Raw genomic sequence first — 22,091 nt, 5'->3', positions numbered from 1 at the left:
AACTTTGCCTCAGCACACAAACAGCGACGCTGTTTGTGCCTTGCAAATTGCAATGAAAACAACTGTTCTTGGGCGTTGCCCAAACCCACGAGCCTTTAAAAAGGCTCGACCTAAATTTTATATTATTTATCCGAAGTTTTCTTTGAATTATCACTGACTTTATACTCGGACATAAAAATTTGGTCAACCTTTTTCAAAGGTTGTGGGTGTGGGCAAAGCCCACAATATTTTAGATTACGCAAAATTATGATAGCCAAATAGCTTGCTGTTTGGCGGCTTAATCACAATGGTGAAAGCCTTATAATTGCGATAGCAACATAAAAAAACATTATTATTTACTAATGAAATATTTCTTTTAAAGGACTGTCGCCTGTTTTGTCAAACTTTGCCTCAGCACACAAACAGCGACGCTGTTTGTGCCTTGCAAATTGCAATGAAAACAACTGTTCTTGGGCGTTGCCCAAACCCACGAGCCTTTAAAAAGGCTCGACCTAAATTTTTTATCCGAGCAAAAAGCCGATACCGCTGAAAAGCAGTATCGGCTTTAGTTTGCAATAATTAATGTTTAAATCTTGTACCGCCCTTTGATGAAGTGGTGTGCTTTGGAAGCTCTACATCTGCGGTGTCAAATTTTCTTTTCTTTTCCTTAGGTGCTTTGCCTGTATTGGTAGCAAACTTATATCTGCCACGGCTCTGTACTGTTGCTACAATGAAATACACAATGCCTGCAATGCCTAATACTAAGCAAGCAATGCCCACATAGAGCATCCAATGTCCGTTATCTGACTTGCTCTCGTTCTTTTTGATAAAGCTAAAGTCATCACCGTCGCTGTCTGTAAGAGAAGCATTTTTGAGGTTTGCTGAAATATCGTTCCAGTCACTCTTTGAAAGAGTTTTATCATCAATAGTATCACGACTTACAGAATACATCTGAGCAGGCGGTGCGGTTGTTTCCGGTACAGTATAGGTTGACTGTCCGCCGCCTACATAAACCTCGCCGTCATCATTGCTGTAATACGGCTTATCGCCTGAATCCGAATTATCATATGTTGGCTCAACATACGGCTCAGTCGGGTCAGGCTCAGGATAATATGTCGGCTCAGGGTCAGGGTAATATGTTGGTTCCGGTTCCGGCTCATAGGTCGGCTCCGGTTCAGGTTCGTAGGTAGGTTCCGGGTCCGGAGCAGGCTCGGTTTCAATAATTTCGCCACCGCTTTCTTCGCCCTCAACTGCACTTACCGAAAAGGCAAAAGCTGAAAAGCTGAGTGCAAATACAGAAATTAATGCAATTATTTTTCTTTTCATAACTATGGACTCCTTCCTTTGACTTAAAGAAGCGTATATACCGCAAAATTTGCAGTCTGAATATTAGCACTAAATGCCACACAAAGGCTGTGTGGCATTTTTAGTTTTAAATCTTAATTTGAAGAAGATGAACTTGATGAACTTGAGCTTGATGAACTTGCAGAGCTTTCAGGCTTTACAAAGTAAAGCTCCGGCTTGTACTGGTCAAGAACAGACTGGTTCTTTTCGCACTCTGTGTTCTTTGCAAGGTCGTCAACATACTTTGCATATTCGTCTTTCTTCATTGCAGCAAGGAGATTTGCACGCTGTGTTGCATCGTAAACATAGCTTTCAACATCTGAGTTGATGTCGCCTTTATAAATAAGGTAATACACTGCTGTGTTGCCTGTGCCAACCTTAACGGTTTTACCCTCATTTGCTTTCATCTCGTTAAGAGCAGCCTTAAGCTCATCACCGAGTGAGCTGTTAGAAAGCTCCTCTACAGCTGATGTTGTAGGGTCATCTGTAATAGAATTTGCAGTTTTGTACTTATTTACAACATCGTCAAAAGATGTGCCGTTGTTAAGATCTCTTGCATAGCTGTCAAATTCGTCTGTAATCTTCTTAGCATCCTCGTCTGAAAGTGCAACATCTGTGCTCTGGTTAGATTCATCGGTTGTTGACTCGTAAAGGTTTGCCTTGATGTATTTATAGTCTGTGTAGTTCTCTGTAAAGAATGAAATAAACTCATCATCCTTTACTTCCTTAGAACCGCCCTCACCGTAAAGCTTGTCAAAAATTGCAGAATACTTTGTGTTGTAAAGTGTTGTGCAATACTCAAAGCTTTCAAAAGAAACACCGTAAGGCTCATATTCGTCCTTATATGGCATATAATAGCCATATGAAGCGTAAGGACCTACTGTCCAGTATTCTTCGGCAGACTTCTTAGCCTGATCGGCAGTTGCACCGCTCATATCAATGCCAAGCTCCTCTACAAGGTTGTCAACAGCAATGTAGTTTAAGCACATTGTATCTGCCTCGTTTTTAATCCACTCTCTTGCAACAGCCTTGTCGCCGTCATCGTCTGTAATCTCAAGGTCGAGCCATGAATCAGAAGCCTCATCATAAGAAGCAAGCTTTGAAGCATAGTTTTTAGCCTGTGAATAGGCTGTTTTAAGTGAGTAGCTGTAAACACCGATTGGCAACTCTACTTTATCTGTTTTGTAAGCCCATTCTGCATTGAGGCTGATTGGGGTGCAGCCAACTGCTGCAACGGCAATGATCAATGCAAGTAATAATGAACCGATCTTTGCATATGGTTTCATAATATTTACCGTCCTTAAAATATTCTATTTCACCCATAAATTCGACAGGGTGCGTACTTTATGATTATACACAAAAAATTTTGCATTGTCCATATATTTTCTAAAATTTATTGCTTTTTTCGCAAAATTTTCAGACATCTATCAGATTTTAAATACCTTTTTAAGCATTTCAAGCGAAGAACCGCCGCCACATCTTATTGTAATATACGGTTTGTTGCCTGCCGAGAGCATTGCTCTGCCGTTAAGCCTTGAAAGCAAATCAATAATCTGCGGTGACTTTATCTCTTTGACAAAGAGTAAAACATTGGTGTCGGTCTGTCTGATTTCGTAAATTCCCATTGCATTTGCACAGTTTCGTATAAGTGCAATGTCAATAAGTCCGAGCACAGCCTCAGGGATTTCGCCAAAACGATCTCTGAGCTCATCCTTAACATCAAGGCTGTCCTCCTTGTTGCGTATGTCGGCAATTCGGCGGTACACATCAAGGCGTAGTGTAAGGCTTTCAACATAGCTTTCGGGAATGTGGGCATTAACAGAAATATCAATAAGACAATCAAGGTCTGCCGACTGAGTAACCTCTCCTTTTTCTTCGCTGACTGCTTCACCGAGCAATTTAAGATACATATCATAGCCGACCGATTCCATATGTCCATGCTGCTGAGCACCCATAATATTGCCCGCACCTCGCAGTTCAAGGTCACGCATTGCAATTTTAAAACCGCTGCCAAACTCTGTATATTCTCTGATTGCGGCAAGTCGCTTTTGCTGAATTTCCGTAAGCACCTTGTTTTTGCGGAAAGTAAGGTAAGCGTAGGCTCGGCGGCTGCTTCTGCCTACTCTTCCTCTTAGCTGATGCAGCTGAGAAAGTCCCATTCTGTCGGCATTTTCTATGATAAGCGTGTTGGCGTTCGGCAAATCTACACCGGTTTCAATAATAGTTGTGCAGACAAGAACATTTACCTCCTGCTCAAGCATCATTCGCCACACTTCGCTCAGTTCGTGCTCCTTCATCTTGCCGTGACCTATTGCTATCTTAGCCTCCGGTACAGCTTCAAGAATTCGTGATGCACACGATTCAATGCTTGCAACATCGTTATGCAGATAAAATACCTGTCCGCCTCGTCTTAATTCCTTGCGGATTGCCTCGTTGATTACCGCATCGTCATGTTCAAGCACATAGGTTTGTACAGGCTGGCGGTTTCGTGGAGCTTCCTCAATTACACTCATATCCCTGAGTCCGCTCATTGCCATATTTAGTGTTCGTGGAATAGGTGTAGCCGAAAGCGTGAGCACATCTACATTTTTGCAAAGCTCCTTAAAGCGTTCCTTTTGTGCCACACCAAAACGCTGTTCCTCGTCTATGATTGCAAGTCCGAGATCACGGAACTCTACATCCTTTTGTACAAGGCGATGAGTGCCAACCACCATATCAACCTCACCACGCTTGAGCTTTTCAAGGGTTTCTTTCTGCTGTTTTGTCGTTCTGAATCTCGAAAGCAGCTCTATTCGCACAGGGTAACCCTCAAAGCGTTTGCACACCGTCTGGTAATGCTGCCATGCAAGAATTGTTGTAGGGCAAAGCAAAGCACATTGCTTTGAGTCGGCAACGCACTTGAATGCGGCTCTGAGTGCTACCTCGGTTTTGCCAAAACCAACATCACCGCACAAAAGTCTGTCCATTGGCGAGGTTTTTTCCATATCTTTTTTTATTTCATCACAGCACCTTAGTTGGTCCGGAGTTTCATCATACTCAAACTTTGCCTCAAAATCGTGCTGCCATTCGTTATCATGCGAAAAAGCATAGCCCTTTGCTTTCATTCTTGCCGAATAAAGTGCAATAAGCTCCTTTGCTATGTCCTTTACAGACGCCTTTACCCTTGACTTCGCTTTCTGCCAATCCTGCGAGCCAAGCTTGCTGAGCCTTACCCTGCTGTTTTCTGACGGGCCAATGTACTTTGCAACCATATCAAGCTGAGTTACAGGCACATAAAGCACATCACCCTTTGCGTACTCAATCTTGATGTAGTCCTTTACAATGCCATGTGTGTCAATTTTGCGGATACCTCCGAAAATACCGATACCGTGAACGCTGTGAACCACATAATCACCCTGTGAAAGCTCGGCAAGACTGTAAACCGCCTGACTGTCCTTCGGAGTTTTTTTGCGTGCCTTCTTTTTAGGCACATAGGAAATATGTCCCTGTGTGATTACAAAGAATTTTTCAAGCGGATATTCAAAGCCCGCACTAAGTGTGCCGGGAATTACGAACAGAGCATTTCTCTTGATTTCTGTAAGATTTTCTGCATACTGAGCGAGAATACCGTCATTTCTGAGTGAATCGCAAAGATTTTTTGCCGCCTTGTCTGTGCCGGCAAGTACCACACCACAGCTTTCGGCGGTAAGCATACCGCTTAAGTCCTCCTCAAGCTGTTTGTAAGAACCATTCCATACAGAAAGCTGCTTTGTTGAGAATGACACAATCTTACGGAGCGGAATTTTGGTTGAGCCATGCACAAAACCCTCAAGCATTACAATGCCACGAGAAGTCATTATATCCACACATTCGGCAAAAATGAGCGAATACTTGTCAAGACCTCGGCAAAGCACACCATCCTCAAAGGCGGCCTTTACAGTTTCTTCATTTCTGAAATCCATTGCCCTGCCACGCTCAGATATATTATTGTACTCAGAAGTAAAAATCAAAGCGTCCTTGTCGATATAATCAAATAGGGTTTCCGGCTTGTCGTAAATCAGCGGAATAAACTTGTCTATATTAGAAAGCATTGCACCGCCCCTTATGCTCTCAGCCTCGGAAAGCAGGGTTTCTTTTACCTGCGGTGCTTTTTTGCCACGAACAGTTTTTGCAAGCTGTTCTATTTTGTCTGCAAGTGCCGTTTTATCCTCAATAATTACCTCCGCAGACGGAGAAAGACGGATTTCGCCGGCTTTGCCGCCTCTACGCTGAGTATCAATATCAAAGAAAGAGAGGTCGGAGATTTCATCGCCCCAAAACTCTGCACGAACCGGATTTTCAGCATCAGGCATAAAGAAATCGAGAATACCGCCCCTTACCGAAAATTGTCCGCTGCCCTCAACTGCATCAAAGCGTTCATAGCCGAGCAGGGTAAGGGTTCTAACAGCTTTTTCAAGGCTGATTTCGAGTCCCTCTTTAAGAGTTAAAACACAGTCGGATAAAAACTCCTTTGGTACGGTAAGCTGAGAGGCGGCATCAATACAGCTGACAACCACATCACATTCACCGTCAATGAGCTTTAAGAGGACTTTAAGCCTTGCGTGTTCGTACTCTCTGGAAGCACTCTGCATATCTCTGAAATTAAAATCACGCTCAGGATAAAAGTAAGCTTTAAGTCCCATACTTGCAAGGTCATTGCAAATGGTCTGAGCCTCTCTTTCATCTGATGCAATGCAAAAAGCTGTGGTACGCTTACGGCAACACAGCGAGTAAATTATATGTGCCTTGTGAACGGCAGAAAGACCTGTAGCACAAACACTGCCGCCACGCACAATGGCTTTTTCGAGCGAGTTAAAAACCTCGCTGTTTTTAAAAACATCAACTAAAAATTTCATAATTCATCTTGCTTTAATTTATTATAGAAAACAATTTTGTGTATTTGTAAAGTAAAAACTTTTTTCGGGCAAAATTCTTTCAATCTTCAAGCATAATTACCCGACCGTAATTTTTGCTTTGTTAAAGTTTTCAACATTTTTCTCTCAGAATGTTAATAACTTAATTAAACAAATTCATTGCTCTGTCAATTTTTCCGTCTGCCATAAGCTCAACGGCTTTCGCAGAATTTTCAAATACCTGTGCAAGCTTTTTCTGCTCGTCATCAGAAAATCTTGAGAGCACCCAATCAGCCAAATCCCATTCCGGTGTAGGCTTTGCTCCAATGCCAATCTTTATGCGTGGGAACATATCACTGCCACTTAAATATATAATACTCTTCATTCCTCTCTGTCCGCCGTCACTGCCCTTTGAACGAATACGCATTTTGCCGACATCAAGGGATATATCATCAAATAATACTATCACATTTTCAGGTGAAATTTTGTAGAAATTCATCGCCTCTACTACCGCCTGACCGCTGTTGTTCATATATGTGGTAGGCTTCATAAGCATTGCTTTTCTGCCTGCTATGGTACATTCGCCCACATAGCTTTTGAATTTTACTCTGTCAACCTTGCAATCAAGGCTCTCGGCTATTGCATCAATCGCAAGCCAACCTGCGTTATGACGAGTATTTTCGTACTTTTTATCAGGATTACCAAGTCCCACTACTAAAAGCTCAACGCCACCGCCAAAGCTCTTTTTCTTACCAAACATAAATACCTTCCTTTATAAATTATTCTTTTCTAAAATCAATAACAACCCAATCGTCATTGCCAAGGTGATACGGAGTACCGCAATATGGGCAGTTATGTTCTCTTGTAGCGTCAAAACTGCCGCCACAGCTTTTACAGCTTACCTTTTTAACAGAAAAGCCTGCATTTGTTGTTGCATAAATATTTTTACACACTACCATTCTGAAATCCTCGTTTTCTTTAACTATATTGCCACAGTTAAATTTCAATACCTTGGTATATACAGTAATATCAACATAGCAATAAGCACCCTTTATATTGAACGAGTTCAGTTTTACAGTTGAGTCATAATTTACATCAATTATATCTTTAAACTGATTTTGCATAGGTCTGCCGTCATATACAGCAAGATTTGTATAATCATCGCTGAAAATCATAAGCTTCATAAGATTATATATCTTGCCTAAAAAATATTCATACGAAAAATTACGGTCAAACTGTCGCATTAGCTTTGGGAGATTTGATTTTGCCTTTACATTGGAGCTAAACAAAAATACTCCTCTTACAGAGCCAAAAAGCTGGTAAAGAATCATACCGGTAATCCACAAAAGTAGACCGCAAACAGAACCGCCTACTATGCCAACCATAAAACATTCGACCCAGTAAAACAAAAAGTCTTCGTGACTTGGTGAAAGAGTTCCTAACAGACCGTTTAACAAAAACATAAAAGTTGTGAGGAAAAGCGAATTACCCGCCATCGCAGCATATTGCGTTTTTTTCACGAAATCTTCTCCGCCGGCGATAGTATTTATTGTATAAAAATTAGTTATAATCGGGTACAAATCTTCAACTATAAATCTTGTACCGCAGTTTTTACAACCGTTAAGTAAATCTGTCACCTCGCTGACAGCACCGCAGTTAGGACATTCTGCAACACCCTTTGCGTTATGATTTATAAGTCTTGTAATTGTAACATAAAAATTCTGCCAGCGTGTTGTCTTTATCTTCTGAATGTTATTTACAAAATAGGTTTCGGTGATTTTGTAGTCTTTGCAGGAAACATCACTTTGATAATCGCCTTTGTCAATAATTGTAAAGTTTTTCAATGCTCGCTTATGCGTTTTATCAGAAGCAAACTCCATTTCTTTTCTGATGTTATACTTTTCAAGTCTTCTTTGTAAATCAAGCACATTATCTACATCAATAGAAGTCATAGCAGGATATTTTTCCCTTTTATGCCACTTTACATATTGCTTTACGAAAGTATCGACAATCTCAGTGTTTTTCTCATTATCATATTGCAAATTAATATTCATTCGTTATTAACCTCACAATTTTTAGGTTCTGCTTTAAATGTTGGGGTAATATTGATAAATTATTGTTTATGCTACGGTCGGGAAATTTTTGCTTGAATTATTGCAGACTTTATACTCGAAAATAAAAATTTGGTCAACCTTTTTCAAAGGTTGTGGGTGTGGGCAAAGCCCACAATACTTTAGCTAACGCAAAGCTTTGATAGCCAAACAGCCAACTGTTTGGCGGCTTGAACACAATAGCTAAAGCTTTATAACTGCGACAGCAACACAAAACAGAAATGATATTCTTTTTATTTTTATAAATCATTTCTTATTAAAAGGCTGTCGCCTGTTTTTTCAAACTTTGCTTTAGCACACAAACAGCGTTGCTGTTTGTGCCTGAAAATTTGCAATAAAAACAGCTTTTCTTGGGCGTTGCCCAAACCCACGAGCCTTTAAAAAGGCTCGACCTAAATTTCTTTGTCCGAGCAGAAAGCATAGTCAATCTTAATACTTTTAATTCCCGACCATTACTAAGTTATTGTCGGGAACAAGAAAATTATTAGTTTGCAAACTGTCTTCTCGTAATAAAAACCATAATTTACCTCAACCATGAAAAAGAACCAATTTTTATAAATCTTGCTTTATAATCAAGCCTTTTTAAAGTCAATAACAACCCAATCGTCATTGCCAAGGTGATACGGATTGCCGCAATACGGGCAGTTATGTTCTCTGGTGGCGTCAAAGCTGCCGCCACAGCTTTTACAGCTTACCTTCTTAATAGAAAAGCCTGCGTCAGCTATTGCGTTAATATTTTTGCAAACTACAACTCTAAATTTTTGCTTTGCTTTTTTGACATCTCCGCAATCAATCTTAAGAACTGTTGCAAACACTGTAATGTCAACATAGCAATAAGGGCCGTTTATTTTAAAGCCGTTAAATTTAATGGTTGAGTCGTATTTTACATCAATTATATCTCTGAATTTATTCTGCATCGGCTTACCGTCATAGGCAGCAAGGTTTGTGTAATCATCACTGAAAATCATAAGCTTCATAAGATTTATAACCTTGCCGACAAAAAATTCATACGAAAAATTTGGGTCAATCTGTCGCATAAGCTTTGGCAGCTTTGTTTTTGCTTTTATGTGAGGGCCAAGCAAAAACAGACTTTTTATTGAGCCAAATATAAGGTACATAAACATACAAAAGCCCCACAAAAAGTATCCGCCCAGCGCACCGCCTATAAATCCGTATAAAGTGCAGATTATAATGTTCATTATGAAATCGCTGTTTTCGGGCGAAAGATTGCCGTTTTTGTAGTTTATAAAAAACATACTGCCGGCAAATGCAAGCATAGTAATCAAAACAACGGCTATAGCGGAATTTTTAATTACTTTTTTACCGCCTGCAACCTCTTTGATTGCGTAAAAATTGGTAACTTTAGGGAACAAATCGTTTAAAATAAATCTTGTGCCACAGCTTTTACAGCCTGTCAGAAGCTCTTTTATACTGCTGACAGCACCGCAGTTAGGGCAGGCTATCGCACCGTCTGCATTCTGGTTTAAAAGCCTTGTAATTGCAACATAGAAATTCTGCATCACCTTGGATTTTCTTTTCTTTTTATTGTTGACATAAACTGTTTCGATAACTTTATAATTCTTGCAGCCGATAACAGTTTTATAGTCACCCTTATCGGGAACAGTAAAACAGCGTACCGCACCGTCCTTAAAGTCACTATTCTTGGTATCAAATGTAGTTTCTATTCTTGCGTTATGCTCCTCAAGTCTTTTTTTCTGAAGTTCAAAAGCATAGTTTACATCAAGCGAACCTATTTCGGGTTCTTTTCCTGTTGTGGTCCACTCTGAATACTCATCTACAAATTTATCTATAATTATATTGCTTTCATCGTTTTTATCAAATGTTAAATTAAAAATACTCATTTTTCTTTTTATACCTCAACAGTCCAAATTACTGTTATAATTTATTATAATATACTTAGTATTGTTTTTGTTCAAAAGCCAAGTCTAAAAATTTCGGTTCTGTTTTAAATGTTGGGGTAATATTGATAAATTATGGTTTAGCAACGGTCGGGAAATTTTGTTTGAATTAGCACAGACTTTATACTCGAAAATAAAAATTTGGTCAACCTTTTTCAAAGGTTGTGGATGTGGGCAAAGCCCACAACACTTTAAGTTTATGCAAAGTTTTGATAGCCAAACAGCCCGCTGTTTGGCGGCTTGAATACAACAGCGTGAGCCTTTTGCCTGCGACAGCAACAAGAAAAAACATTCATTATATAATGAAAAATTCATTATTCCTTTTAAAAGGCTACCGCCTGTTTTGTCAAATTTTGCTTTAGCACACAAACAGCGTTGCTGTTTGTGCCTTATAAATTGTAATAATTACAACCTTTCTTGGGCGTTGCCCAAACCCACGAGCCTTTAAAAAGGCTCGACCTAAATTTCTTTGTCCGAGCAGAAAGCATAGAAAATCTTAATACTTTTAATTCCCGACCGTTACTAAGTTATTGTCGGGAACAAGAAAATTATTATTTTGCAAACTATCTTCTCGTAATAAAAACCATAATTTACCCCAACTATTGAAAAGAAGCAACATTTCTTGTTTTCAAAACCTTTTTAAAGGCGAAATGGCGGGTTATTGAAAACCCGCCTGTATAATCGCTATTTTATTTTCAATTCATTAACCAAATGCAGGTGTAAATGGCTTGTCATTGTAAATTCTTGCAATAGCCTCTGCAAATGTTGGAGCAACAGGAAGAATTGTGAACTTATCAATCATCTTCTCCTGTGGTACAGGAATTGTATCAAGAAGAACAACTTCCTTGATTGCACTATTCTGGATTCTCTCAATAGCTGGGCCTGAGAGAACTGCATGAGTAGCACAAGCGTAAACCTCAGTAGCACCGCCCTTTTCAACGATAGCATTTGCTGCGTTACAAAGTGTGCCTGCTGTGTCGATCATATCGTCAACAAGGATAACCTTCTTGCCTCTTGCATCACCGATAATGTTCATAACCTCGCAAACATTAGCCTTCGGTCTTCTCTTATCAATAATAGCAAGACCTGTGCCGATTTTTGATGCAAAGTTTCTTGAACGGGTAACTGAACCAAGGTCAGGAGAAACAACGATATACTCATCAAAGTTACCGCCGATCTTCTCTCTCATATAGTTTGCAAGGATAGGAGAACCATAGAGGTGGTCAACCGGAATGTTGAAGAAGCCCTGAATCTGGTTTGCGTGAAGATCCATTGTAAGAACACGGTCAGCACCTGCTGTTGTGATGATGTCTGCACAAAGCTTTGCTGAAATCGGATCTCTTGCCTTAGCTTTTCTGTCCTGTCTTGCATAGCCGAAGTAAGGCATAACTGCTGTGATTCTTGCAGCAGACGCACGCTTCATAGCATCAATCATAATGAGCATTTCCATTAAATTGTCATTTACTGGAGTGCAAGTTGACTGAACGATAAAGCAGTCGCTGCCTCTTACAGATTCCTGAAGAGAAACAGCAATTTCACCGTCAGAAAACTGAGTACATTCGCTCTTACCAAGCGGAACTCCAAGGCTGCCTGCAATTCCTTTGGCTACATTTACATTTGAGCTTCCGGTAAAGATTTTAATGTCTTTTCCGTGAAAATTCATTGTAATCGCTCCTTTTTACTCTATAGTTTTGTATTCTCTATTTACTTAACAGGTATATCCCCTGTCTTTTGCAATGTTGTTAAGCTCCTCAAGCTGCTGAGGGTCATTTGCACCGAGCACAGTATCACTGCACTCTGCTGTGTATGCCGAAACCTTACAGCCGTCTAAAAGCAAAAGCTTTAATGCGTCAGGCAAATAATATTCCTTAGCATTGTTGTTAGCTGAAATTCTGCCGAGTACCGACAAAAGCTTTTCTGCGTCAAACCAAAAACCGCCTGAGTTTACTTCCTTAATTTTAAGAATTTCCTCACTGCCGTCTTTCTGCTCTACAATTGACTTTACATCGCCGTTTTCGTCACGAACAATTCTGCCGTAGCCTGTCGGGTCGTCAACCATAGCGGAAATTACAGTCGCACTTGAATTTGTGCTTGTGTGCTGAGCAAGCGACTTTTCAATAGTCTTGCTGTCCATAAACGGAGCGTCACCGTTTAAGATTACCACGCTGTCGCCCTTGTGAGCCTCAAGGAAGTCCTTAGCCATCATAACTGCATGACCTGTACCGAGTCGCTCAGCCTGATAAACTGTCTGAACATTAAAATCAAGAGTTGACACAAATTCGTCAATACATTCCTTTTTATATCCCTTTACAATGCAAATGTCGCTGACACCTGCTTTTCTGAGTGAAGAAATAACCCACTCAAGCATTGGCTTGCCAAGTACAAGTGAAAGAGTTTTTGGCTTGTCACTCTTCATACGCTTGCCCTCGCCGCCCGCAAGAATAATCGCACAATTACTCATATGTAATCTCCTTGTTATTCTGTTATTAGGTGTGCGTATCATTAATATACACGCACAACAAGACATATTAATATTATCGCATAAAAAATACAAAATTCAAGAGTATTTTACAAAAAAACAACATTAGGACTAAATTTAAACGATTTATACAATATTAATGGAATAAAAAATTGAATTTTATAGGAAAAAATTTTTAAAAATCTATAGCTATTTTAAACAAACTTTGCTATAATTATGTGTAGGCTTATACAAGCGGGCGAATTTTGCTTAATTTTCGCCACAGCCGTATAAATTATTATTTTAGGAGGATTACCAAAATGGCAAACAAATGGGTATACCTTTTCTCAGAAGGTAATGCTAACATGCGTGAGCTTCTTGGCGGTAAGGGTGCTAACCTTGCAGAAATGACAAGCTTAGGACTTCCTGTACCACAGGGCTTTACAATTACAACAGAGGCTTGTACTCAGTACTATGAGGACGGCAGAGAGATCAACGAAGAAATTCAGGGTCAGATCAATGAGTACATCGGTAAGATGGAAGAGATCACCGGCAAAAAGTTCGGCGACTTAGAGAACCCACTTCTCGTTTCAGTTCGTTCAGGTGCTAGAGCATCAATGCCCGGTATGATGGATACAATCCTCAACCTTGGTCTTAACGAAGAAGTTGTAGAAGTTATTGCAAAGAAGTCTAACAATCCTCGTTGGGCTTGGGACTGCTACAGAAGATTTATTCAGATGTATTCTGATGTAGTTATGGAAGTTGGTAAGAAGTACTTTGAAGAGCTTATCGACGAAATGAAGGCTAAGAAGGGCGTTACTCAGGACGTAGAGCTTGACGCTGACGACCTCAAGGAGCTTGCTTCACAGTTCAAGGCAGAGTACAAGGCTAAGATCGGCGTTGACTTCCCTGACGATCCTAAGGAGCAGCTTATGGGTGCTATCAAGGCTGTATTCCGTTCATGGGATAACCCAAGAGCTAACGTATATCGCCGTGATAACGATATTCCATATTCATGGGGTACTGCTGTAAACGTACAGTCAATGGCATTCGGTAACATGGGTGACGATTGCGGTACCGGTGTTGCATTTACAAGAGATCCTGCTACCGGTGAGAAGAAGCTCATGGGTGAGTTCCTTACAAACGCACAGGGCGAAGACGTAGTTGCAGGTGTTCGTACACCAATGCCAATCGCTCAGATGGCTGAAACATTCCCGGAGGCATTTGCTCAGTTCCAGACTGTATGCAAGACTCTTGAGGATCACTACAGAGATATGCAGGATATGGAGTTCACAGTTGAGAACAAGAAGCTCTATATGCTCCAGACAAGAAACGGTAAGAGAACAGCTCAGGCTGCTCTTAAGATTGCTTGTGACCTCGTTGATGAGGGCATGAGAACAGAGGCAGAGGCAGTTGCTATGATCGACCCTCGTAACCTCGACACACTTCTCCACCCACAGTTTGATGCTACTGCTCTTAAGGCTGCTACACCAATCGGCAAGGGTCTTGGTGCTTCACCTGGTGCTGCTTGCGGTAAGGTTGTATTCACAGCTGAGGACGCTGAGGCTTGGAATGCAAACGGTGAGAAGGTTGTTCTCGTTCGTCTTGAAACTTCACCTGAGGACATCACAGGTATGAAGGCTTCACAGGGTATCCTCACAGTTCGTGGTGGTATGACATCTCACGCAGCCGTAGTTGCTCGTGGTATGGGTACTTGCTGCGTATCAGGTTGTGGCGACATCAACATGGATGAAGCTAACAAGAAGTTTACACTCGCTGGCAAAGAGTTCCACGAGGGTGACTACATTTCAATCGACGGTTCAACAGGTAATATCTATGACGGTGTTATTCCAACTGTTGATGCTACTATCGCTGGTGAGTTCGGCAGAATCATGAGCTGGGCTGACAAGTACAGAAAGCTTAAGGTTAGAACAAACGCTGATACACCTGCTGACGCTAAAAAGGCTCGTGAGCTTGGTGCTGAGGGTATTGGTCTTTGCCGTACAGAGCATATGTTCTTTGAAGAGGACAGAATCGCTGCATTCAGAGAGATGATCTGCTCAGATACAGTAGAAGAGAGAGAAGCTGCTCTTGAGAAGATTCTTCCATATCAGCAGGGCGACTTTGAGGCTCTTTATGAGGCACTTGAAGGCAACCCAGTTACAATCAGATTCCTTGATCCACCACTTCACGAGTTCGTTCCTACAGAGGAAGCTGATATTGAGAAGCTTGCTGCTGCTCAGGGCAAGAGCGTTGACACAATCAAGGCTATCATTGCTTCACTCCACGAGTTCAACCCAATGATGGGTCACCGTGGCTGCCGTCTTGCAGTAACATATCCTGAAATTGCAAAGATGCAGACAAAGGCTGTTATCCGTGCAGCTATCAATGTTAAGAAGGCTCATCCGGATTGGACAGTTAAGCCTGAAATTATGATTCCACTCGTATGCGAGGTTAAGGAACTTAAGTATGTTAAGAAGATGGTTGTTGAAACAGCTGACGCTGAAATCGCAGCTGCAGGCATCGAGCTTGAGTACGAAGTTGGTACAATGATCGAGATCCCAAGAGCTGCTCTTACAGCTGACGAGATTGCTACAGAGGCTGACTTCTTCTGCTTCGGTACAAACGACCTTACACAGATGACATTTGGTTTCTCAAGAGATGACGCCGGTAAGTTCCTCAACGCTTACTATGATGCTAAGATCTTCGAGAACGATCCATTTGCTAAGCTCGACCAGACAGGTGTTGGCAAGCTTATGGAAACAGCTATTAAGCTTGGTAAGCCAGTAAACAACAAGCTCCACGTAGGTATCTGCGGTGAGCACGGCGGTGACCCATCATCAGTTGAGTTCTGTCACAAGATTGGTCTTGACTATGTATCATGCTCACCATTCCGTGTGCCAATCGCAAGACTTGCTGCTGCTCAGGCTGCTATTGCTGAGATGTAATTTAGTCATTAGTGTACTAATTATATAGCATAAATATTTTGGGCTGTCCCGTTTTGGGACAGCCCTTTTGTTGTAAAAATTTATGTGAAACATTAGTAACGGTCGGGAAATTTTGCTTGAATTATCACAGACTTTATACCCGAAAATAAAATTTAGGTCGAGCCTTTTTAAAGGCTCGTGGGTTTGGGCAACGCCCAAGAAAAGTTGTTTTTATTACAAATTTTCAGGCACAAACAGCGTCGCTGTTTGTGCGGTAAAGCAAGGTTTGTCAAAACAGGCGACAGCCTTTTAAAAAGTAATGATTTAATAAAGAATAATAACGGATTTTTTGGTATTGCTATCGCAATTATAAGTCTTTCCCCATTGTGTTCAAGCCGCCAAACAGCAAGCTGTTTGGCTATCAGAAATTTGCGTTAGCTAAAGTATTGTGGGCTTTGCCCACACCCACAACCTTTAAAAAGGTTGACCAAATTTTTATGTCCGTGCATAATGTATGTACTAATTCAAGCAAAAATTTCAAACATTCTATTACACAACCATAGCCTTACAAAGTTATTTCTCCGGCAAAATTTGAATTATACTTTGCCATCAAATCTTTATTAAGCGTTTTTGAATAGTATTTTGTTTTGCCCGATACAATTTTTTTGCCCGGCTCAAAAGCACAGGTTACATAACCATACATACCAAACAGCACAGCAAGCTTTGCCGAATATTCATCAACAGCATAAATTCGGTAATTATGTAAATCATAATAAACAATGCTTTCGGTATCAATCTGAGCAAGCAGACTGCTACCGCTATATATCTGCTCTTTTCCGCCTTCTTTGCCAAAACCAAACGAAAAGCAGTCATATGTCATTCCTTTATACTGCATCTGTTTAAAACTATAGCTTTTTAATCCGCCGCCCGATTCAGTGTGATATACTACACCCGATTCAACTCCGTTGCACAATATAATGTACGGTCTGAACGGCTTTTTGACATTAAGTATATCTATGTTTTTGTGTCCGATCGCAATGTTATCGGTCAAAAATTTTCCGCCGACATCAGCCTCTATCGAAACCATACTACCCTGCACCGAAAAACCGCCGACTGCATTTTGCCCTCTGTATACAGTAAACTCCGCTGAATACAGTTCCTTTATATCTTGCCTTATATCAATTATCATTAACTATTCCTCACAGTCATATTGCAATAAACCGCCTGAGTCCTATTTCGACAAATATTACGGTAAAACGGACTCATAAATACACCTTATCATTTTAACATAGCTATAATTTGCTTTCAAGATGTACTGAATTTAAATTTATTTTGAAAAATGCAAAAAATCTAAGTTTATTGATTTAAAATAATTAATAAGCTAAATTGGTTATGTTTTAAATGTTGGGGAAACATTGGTAAATTATTGTTTAGCAACGATCGGGAATTTTCTTTGAATTATCACTGACTTTATACTCGGAAATAAAAATTTCGTCAACCTTTTTCAAAGGTTGTGTGTGTGGGCAAAGCCCACAAATACTTTAAGTTTATGAAAAATTCTGGTAGCCAAACAGCTTGCTGTTTGGCGGCTTGAACACAATGGCGAATGCCTTATAATTGCGATAGCAACACCAAAAGCCATTATTCTTTATATTTATTAATTAAGTACTTCTTTTAAAGGGCTACCTCCTGTTTTGACAAACCTTGCTTTAGCACACAAATAGCGTTGCTGTTTGTGCCTGAAAATTTGCAATAAAAACAACCTTTCTTGGGCGTTGCCCAAACCCACCACCCTTTAAAAAGGGTGGACCTAAATTTTATTTTTCGAGCAGAAAGTCTTTAATAATTCAGGCAAAAATTTCCCGACCGTTACAAAGCATAATAACCCCAACCTTTGACATTACCTCACTACAAACAAACTAAATTTAAAGACCGACTCGGTATTACACCAAAGTCGGTCTTTTTTAGGGAGAGAGTATATAAAAATTTGCAAACTCTAAATCTTATTAATTTCTTATGAACATACCCTGCATACATCCATAGAATAAACCATATTGTCTTTAGCTACCATTGTGAGAGGCATCTGAGGCAAAAACCTGTTGAATCTCACAAGGAAACTTTCTTCACCGCCATCGTGAAGACCTGTTACAATTCTTGAGGCATTGCATTTTTTAGCAAATTCAGCCGCTGCCTTGTCAGTATTCTTATCAAAAAGAACCGTCATATCAGCACCAAACTTTTTAGAAACCATATTAAGGTATTCAATCTGCCACGCTGCCTCGGTATAATCGTGAGTAGGTTCAAGTACCGAAAGTACTCTCAGCTCGCAATCCGTATCGTCTGCAATCTGCTTTGCAACCTTAATAATTCTGTCGCAATCAAACTGCATTGTCACACACGCAAGCACTACCGCACGCTTTTCCGTATCCATTTTGTCACCTCCAAACTCTTCTGTGCGTAAGTCGCATTGCACAGTTTATAAATCGTTGTTCAGATAATCCCACAAACGCTGGGCATCTGCCTGACCATTGTATATATAATCCAAATCGGTACCATGTAAATTAAACATATCTCTGCCAACGAGCAGTCCGGTACCGAAGTCGTTGTAATCGTTCCTTGCACTATACATTACTATATAGTGATTGTCTGCATATATGAATGACGGTCTGTAAAGTCCACCGCCGTCCCATGCTGTGTAATCTTCAGACGGAGAAGCTACCTTCACGCCGGTTTCCCAGTTCAGTCCGTCCTCTGACGCTGAAAAGTACAGGTTCATATGCTTTCTGTCTTTTTTATCGGTTGTTGCACAGCCAAGCAGCTCATAACCACGGTTGGTTTTGATTATATCGGCGTGCCATATATATGCACCGTCTTCAAAAGAAAGGTCAGTCTGCACCGGGTCAGACCATACTCCGTTTCTCAGTTCTCTGTAGCAAAGCTGATAATGACCGATATACCATACTTTATATGCACCGTCATCACGAATTATGGCAGGACTCACCATATCGTACTTTTCTTTTTCGTAGGTTTCAAAATATACAAGCTTGTCGCTCCAGTTGTCACCGTCATATGAATATCTCATATACAATGCCATATAGTCGGTATCGTAGTCGGTGTATCTCCAGAATAATTCAAGTCGGTCAAGCTCCTCATTATATACAAGGTGGCTGTCCGAATTATATCTGACCGATTTTTTATAATTTGCAAGCGGCGGTTCAGTATATTTTACCTCTGAATAATTAATTAAATCGTTTGTACCCACAATCTGTGGATTTTCGTAATAATCGTTACCCTTAGGATAAGGTGTGTAAGAAAGCCAAAATCTGTAGCCGTTCCACTCCTTGCCCAAATCAATAAGCTTTGGGTGGTAGGCATTGTTCGGATAATAGCTTTCTATGTAGCTGTCTGAATTCACTAAATTTAGTTTGCTGACTGAATTTGTACAAAAATCAAAATCAGGCTTAAATTCTGTTTTTTCTTTTTCCTGAGTATTATTACTCAATTTGTTTGTTTGCTTGCTAACCACAGCAGTCGGCTGCTGAGTTTCGGTTGTCTGTGTTGTACCTTCCCCTGTACTTTCTGACACCGCATTGTCAGCGGAACAGCCTGCAAAAACAGTGGCAGTCATTACTGCCGCAAGCATTAATGCAAGTATTCTCTTCATAATTACCCTTTCTACATTAAATCAGTCGTTACTCAAGCTCCTCTGTTTTAAATCCTTTTTCACTGATTTCAGGTTCGCTTGTCAAATCCTTGTACTGATTTATGAAATTCCAAAACTTCTGAGCACTATTTGCTCCATCATATACATAATCGCAATTTGTACCGTAGAGATTATACATATCCTTACCAAACAGAAGTCCCACGCCAAAATCCTTTGCGTCGTTTCTTCCGCCATAAAGCACATAGTATATTCCGTCCGAATACATAAAAGTTGATCTGTAAAGTCCGTTGCCATCCCAATCGGCATCGTTGCCGGTAGGTCTGAGAACTGTTTTTGCAGTGTCCCATTTCAGAGCATCATTTGTTTTAGACTTTGCATAGTAAAGGTTCATATGCTTTCTGTCTTCTTTATCTGTGGTTGCACAGGTCAGAATTTCGTATTTATCGCCGTTTTTAATCACATCAATATGCCAGGTGTAAGCGTCATTTTCATATGGCAAATTGCACATTCTGATTTTTGACCATTTGTCATCCTTAAATTCACGATACTTAACCTTGTAGGCATTTACATACCACACCTTGTATGTATGATCTTCATATACAATAGCGGGACTCACCATATCTTCCTTGATTCTGTCATAGGTTTCAAAAAAGATTTCCGGCTCTGTCCATGTGTCGCCGTCATATGAATAGCTCCTCAGAAGTGAGGCATAATCAATATCATAGTCGGTGTATCTCCAGATGATTTCCATTCGGTGAAGGTCGTAATTATATACAAGCTCACTGTCCGAATTAAAGCGAACCGCCTTTTTATAATTGAGAAGTACAGGCTGAGAAAACTTGATTTCGGAATAGTTGATTAAATCGTTTGACGCAACAACATGCGGATTTTCAAACTCATCATTACCTTTCGGATACGGAGTGTATGACACCCAATATCTGTAGCCGTTCCAGCCTTCCTCGCCCATATCAAGCACCTTTGGATGATAAACATTATTAGGATAACATTCCTCCTGATACTCATCAACGCACTTGAGGTCAAGCTTAGAGGGTGAATTCTTGGTAAGCTCAAAGCCTGTCATATCAACATTTGGAGAAGTGGTCATTTCTACCGGTTTTTTGTTTAAAACAGTTGACGCCATAGTATGAGTAGTACCGTATTTTAAATTATCTGTAGTATTAGGTACATTATATGCGGCAAAAACAGAAACACCGGCAACTGCCACAGCGGTAACAAATATCAATACAAACCTTTTCATTAGTAAAAAGTTGCTCCTTTACTTTTACAAATCAACAATAACATACGCAATTTGTATTACATACATTAATACATATACTATATATCCATACGGCAGTTTTGTCAAGTAAAAAAAGCCAAAAATTACACTAATTTACAACTATTATGCAAAAATCAGGTTTTTTATGATATTTATACTTTTCTGACTGTATAAATATGATAGCCTCTGTATATGATTATAGTATATTGACCTTGTGAATTTAAGGTGAATTTTGGCATAAATAAAATTTATTTTATCGCCCTCATTCACGCTTATATATAATAGCACACTTATAAAGACAAAAGCGTGACGGTTCTGTTTTAAATGTTGGGGTAATATCGATAATTATGGTTTAGCAGAAAGTTTCGGATAAATAACAAAAAATTTAGGTCGAGCCTTTTTAAAGGCTCGTGGGTTTGGGCAACGCCCAAGAAAGCTGTTTTCATTGCCTTTTTTATTGGGCACAAACAGCGTTGCGGTTTGTGTGCTTAGGCAAAGTTTGATAAAACAGGCGACAGCCATTAAAAAGAAATACTTCATTAATAAATAATAAAGAAGAATGGCTTTTTGTGTTGCTGTCGCAATTATAAGGCTTTCGCTGTTGTGCTCAAGCCGCCAAACAGCAGGCTGTTTGGCTATCAAAGCTTTGCATAATGGGAAAGTATTGTGGGCTTTGCCCACACCCACAACCTTTGAAAAAGGTTGACCAAATTTTTATTTTAGAGTATAAAGTCTGTGCTAATTCAAACAAAATTTCCCGACCGTTGCTAAACCATAATTTACCCCAACATTTGATTAAGAACCCAAATTTTTGCAAATAAAAACTGCCACTCATACTTGAATGGCAGTCTGTGATTATGTTTAGTTAAAATCAGAATAATTCTGTGTCGTCTGTTTCTGAATCAGCGTCAAGGCTCTCGTTCTTAGCATCTCTCTGAGAAAGCTTGTTTACATAAGCCTTTAAAGCTTCCATTTCCTTGTCAACAGACTCTTTGGTTTCTGCCTTTTCTTCTGCTTTTGCAGGCTGTTCTGCCTCAGCCTTTTCCTCAGGCTGAGCCGGGAACGGTGAGCTTTTGTACTCATTTTCATTTGAGCAGGCAACAGTAATATCCACAACCTCGTCATTCTTGAACTCAGGCTTTGGCTGAGTTTCAGGTGTGCCGTAAAAAACATCGTTTGAGCTGTCAACAATCTGACGGTAGCACTCTCTTGCCTTTGCAATCTTAGCCTTTGAATTTTCAATTACTTCAAAAAGCTTTTTCTGCTGCTCCTCAGAAACGCTCTCGCCCTTCTTGGCACTTTCATAGCAAGACTTGCCAAGAGCAATATATGCTCTGTTCATAAGCTCACTTTCACACTTCATAATAAGGCGGAGGCGGTTAAGCTTTGCATTTGTACGGTTTTTTTCAACAATATTCTGAGTAACACTTGAAATAGTATCGGCAGCAGTATTGACTGTGCCCTTTACAGTATCAAAAAAAGTCATAGCAATATCTCCTTTAACGCAACAATGCGGATTCGTTTTTATATCACTATTATTAT

Annotated in this window: 15 protein-coding genes; 1 reads left to right on the top strand and 14 read right to left on the bottom strand. The window is 40.1% G+C overall.

Features of this window, described 5'->3' with window-relative positions; all coding sequences use genetic code 11:
* Positions 1-558: 558 nt before the first annotated feature.
* From ACJMMI_RS09435 to ACJMMI_RS09400, 8 genes are all read right to left on the bottom strand, one after another.
* Positions 559-1,305 carry a hypothetical protein gene (locus tag ACJMMI_RS09435; protein ID WP_405355216.1) on the bottom strand — a complete coding sequence of 249 codons (747 nt, stop codon included), beginning with the start codon at positions 1,303-1,305 and terminating at the stop codon, positions 559-561.
* 113 nt (positions 1,306-1,418) lie between these two features.
* The gene (locus ACJMMI_RS09430; protein ID WP_405355215.1) at positions 1,419-2,609 is read right to left on the bottom strand and encodes a hypothetical protein; all 1,191 of its coding nucleotides are present in this window, start codon (positions 2,607-2,609) and stop codon (positions 1,419-1,421) included.
* A gap of 141 nt (positions 2,610-2,750) precedes the next feature.
* Positions 2,751-6,197 (bottom strand): transcription-repair coupling factor, encoded by a 3,447-nt coding sequence (gene mfd, locus ACJMMI_RS09425; RefSeq protein ID WP_405355213.1) that lies wholly within the window; start codon positions 6,195-6,197, stop codon positions 2,751-2,753.
* A 160-nt stretch (positions 6,198-6,357) separates the two neighbouring features.
* Positions 6,358-6,954 carry an aminoacyl-tRNA hydrolase gene (gene pth / locus ACJMMI_RS09420; protein ID WP_405355211.1) on the bottom strand — a complete coding sequence of 199 codons (597 nt, stop codon included), beginning with the start codon at positions 6,952-6,954 and terminating at the stop codon, positions 6,358-6,360.
* 19 nt (positions 6,955-6,973) lie between these two features.
* Positions 6,974-8,248: a hypothetical protein gene (locus tag ACJMMI_RS09415; protein ID WP_405355208.1), complete on the bottom strand. Its 1,275-nt coding sequence runs from the start codon at positions 8,246-8,248 to the stop codon at positions 6,974-6,976.
* A gap of 629 nt (positions 8,249-8,877) precedes the next feature.
* Positions 8,878-10,167 carry a hypothetical protein gene (locus tag ACJMMI_RS09410; protein WP_405355207.1) on the bottom strand — a complete coding sequence of 430 codons (1,290 nt, stop codon included), beginning with the start codon at positions 10,165-10,167 and terminating at the stop codon, positions 8,878-8,880.
* 760 nt (positions 10,168-10,927) lie between these two features.
* Entirely contained in the window at positions 10,928-11,887 is a 960-nt protein-coding gene (locus tag ACJMMI_RS09405) for a ribose-phosphate diphosphokinase (RefSeq protein WP_405355205.1), read from the bottom strand.
* A 45-nt stretch (positions 11,888-11,932) separates the two neighbouring features.
* On the bottom strand, positions 11,933-12,685 hold the full coding sequence (locus ACJMMI_RS09400) for a sugar phosphate nucleotidyltransferase (protein ID WP_405355203.1): 753 nt from the start codon (positions 12,683-12,685) through the stop codon (positions 11,933-11,935).
* 317 nt (positions 12,686-13,002) lie between these two features.
* Between ACJMMI_RS09400 and ppdK the strand changes: the two genes are divergently transcribed.
* A complete protein-coding gene (gene ppdK, locus ACJMMI_RS09395; protein WP_405355201.1) occupies positions 13,003-15,630 on the top strand; it encodes a pyruvate, phosphate dikinase in 2,628 nt (875 codons plus the stop codon).
* Positions 15,631-16,174: 544 nt separating this feature from the next.
* On the opposite strand, the gene ACJMMI_RS09390 is transcribed toward ppdK, so the two are convergent.
* The 6 genes from ACJMMI_RS09390 to ACJMMI_RS09365 all read right to left on the bottom strand — a co-directional run bounded on the left by ACJMMI_RS09390 (position 16,175) and on the right by ACJMMI_RS09365 (position 22,035).
* Positions 16,175-16,798, bottom strand: coding sequence for a hypothetical protein (locus tag ACJMMI_RS09390; protein WP_405355197.1), 624 nt, complete (start codon positions 16,796-16,798; stop codon positions 16,175-16,177).
* Between the two features lie 825 nt (positions 16,799-17,623).
* Positions 17,624-18,040, bottom strand: coding sequence for a hypothetical protein (locus tag ACJMMI_RS09385; RefSeq protein WP_405355195.1), 417 nt, complete (start codon positions 18,038-18,040; stop codon positions 17,624-17,626).
* Between the two features lie 45 nt (positions 18,041-18,085).
* Complete coding sequence (locus tag ACJMMI_RS09380; protein ID WP_405355193.1) at positions 18,086-19,273, bottom strand: hypothetical protein; 1,188 nt, start codon at positions 19,271-19,273, stop codon at positions 18,086-18,088.
* Between the two features lie 28 nt (positions 19,274-19,301).
* A complete protein-coding gene (locus ACJMMI_RS09375) occupies positions 19,302-20,531 on the bottom strand; it encodes a hypothetical protein (protein ID WP_405355191.1) in 1,230 nt (409 codons plus the stop codon).
* A 363-nt stretch (positions 20,532-20,894) separates the two neighbouring features.
* Entirely contained in the window at positions 20,895-21,230 is a 336-nt protein-coding gene (locus ACJMMI_RS09370) for a hypothetical protein (protein WP_405355189.1), read from the bottom strand.
* Between the two features lie 190 nt (positions 21,231-21,420).
* Positions 21,421-22,035: a hypothetical protein gene (locus ACJMMI_RS09365; RefSeq protein WP_405355187.1), complete on the bottom strand. Its 615-nt coding sequence runs from the start codon at positions 22,033-22,035 to the stop codon at positions 21,421-21,423.
* Positions 22,036-22,091 lie beyond the last annotated feature (56 nt).

Source organism: Ruminococcus sp., from assembly GCF_045129435.1.
Classification (GTDB): Bacteria; Bacillota; Clostridia; order Oscillospirales; family Acutalibacteraceae; genus Ruminococcoides.
The sequence above is the reverse complement of the archived record's forward strand: the minus strand, read 5'-3'. Positions and strand labels throughout refer to the sequence as shown.

What these genes read in the sequence shown, in the direction of transcription:
- ACJMMI_RS09435 (WP_405355216.1), bottom strand. Translation starts at nt 1,305, where the DNA reads ATGAAAAGAAAAATAATTGCATTAATTTCTGTATTTGCACTCAGCTTT.
- ACJMMI_RS09390 (WP_405355197.1), bottom strand. Translation starts at nt 16,798, where the DNA reads ATGATAATTGATATAAGGCAAGATATAAAGGAACTGTATTCAGCGGAG.
- ACJMMI_RS09375 (WP_405355191.1), bottom strand. Translation starts at nt 20,531, where the DNA reads ATGAAAAGGTTTGTATTGATATTTGTTACCGCTGTGGCAGTTGCCGGT.
- ACJMMI_RS09430 (WP_405355215.1), bottom strand. Translation starts at nt 2,609, where the DNA reads ATGAAACCATATGCAAAGATCGGTTCATTATTACTTGCATTGATCATT.
- mfd (WP_405355213.1), bottom strand. Translation starts at nt 6,197, where the DNA reads ATGAAATTTTTAGTTGATGTTTTTAAAAACAGCGAGGTTTTTAACTCG.
- ACJMMI_RS09400 (WP_405355203.1), bottom strand. Translation starts at nt 12,685, where the DNA reads ATGAGTAATTGTGCGATTATTCTTGCGGGCGGCGAGGGCAAGCGTATG.
- ACJMMI_RS09385 (WP_405355195.1), bottom strand. Translation starts at nt 18,040, where the DNA reads ATGGATACGGAAAAGCGTGCGGTAGTGCTTGCGTGTGTGACAATGCAG.
- pth (WP_405355211.1), bottom strand. Translation starts at nt 6,954, where the DNA reads ATGTTTGGTAAGAAAAAGAGCTTTGGCGGTGGCGTTGAGCTTTTAGTA.
- ppdK (WP_405355201.1), top strand. Translation starts at nt 13,003, where the DNA reads ATGGCAAACAAATGGGTATACCTTTTCTCAGAAGGTAATGCTAACATG.
- ACJMMI_RS09405 (WP_405355205.1), bottom strand. Translation starts at nt 11,887, where the DNA reads ATGAATTTTCACGGAAAAGACATTAAAATCTTTACCGGAAGCTCAAAT.
- ACJMMI_RS09415 (WP_405355208.1), bottom strand. Translation starts at nt 8,248, where the DNA reads ATGAATATTAATTTGCAATATGATAATGAGAAAAACACTGAGATTGTC.
- ACJMMI_RS09410 (WP_405355207.1), bottom strand. Translation starts at nt 10,167, where the DNA reads ATGAGTATTTTTAATTTAACATTTGATAAAAACGATGAAAGCAATATA.
- ACJMMI_RS09380 (WP_405355193.1), bottom strand. Translation starts at nt 19,273, where the DNA reads ATGAAGAGAATACTTGCATTAATGCTTGCGGCAGTAATGACTGCCACT.
- ACJMMI_RS09365 (WP_405355187.1), bottom strand. Translation starts at nt 22,035, where the DNA reads ATGACTTTTTTTGATACTGTAAAGGGCACAGTCAATACTGCTGCCGAT.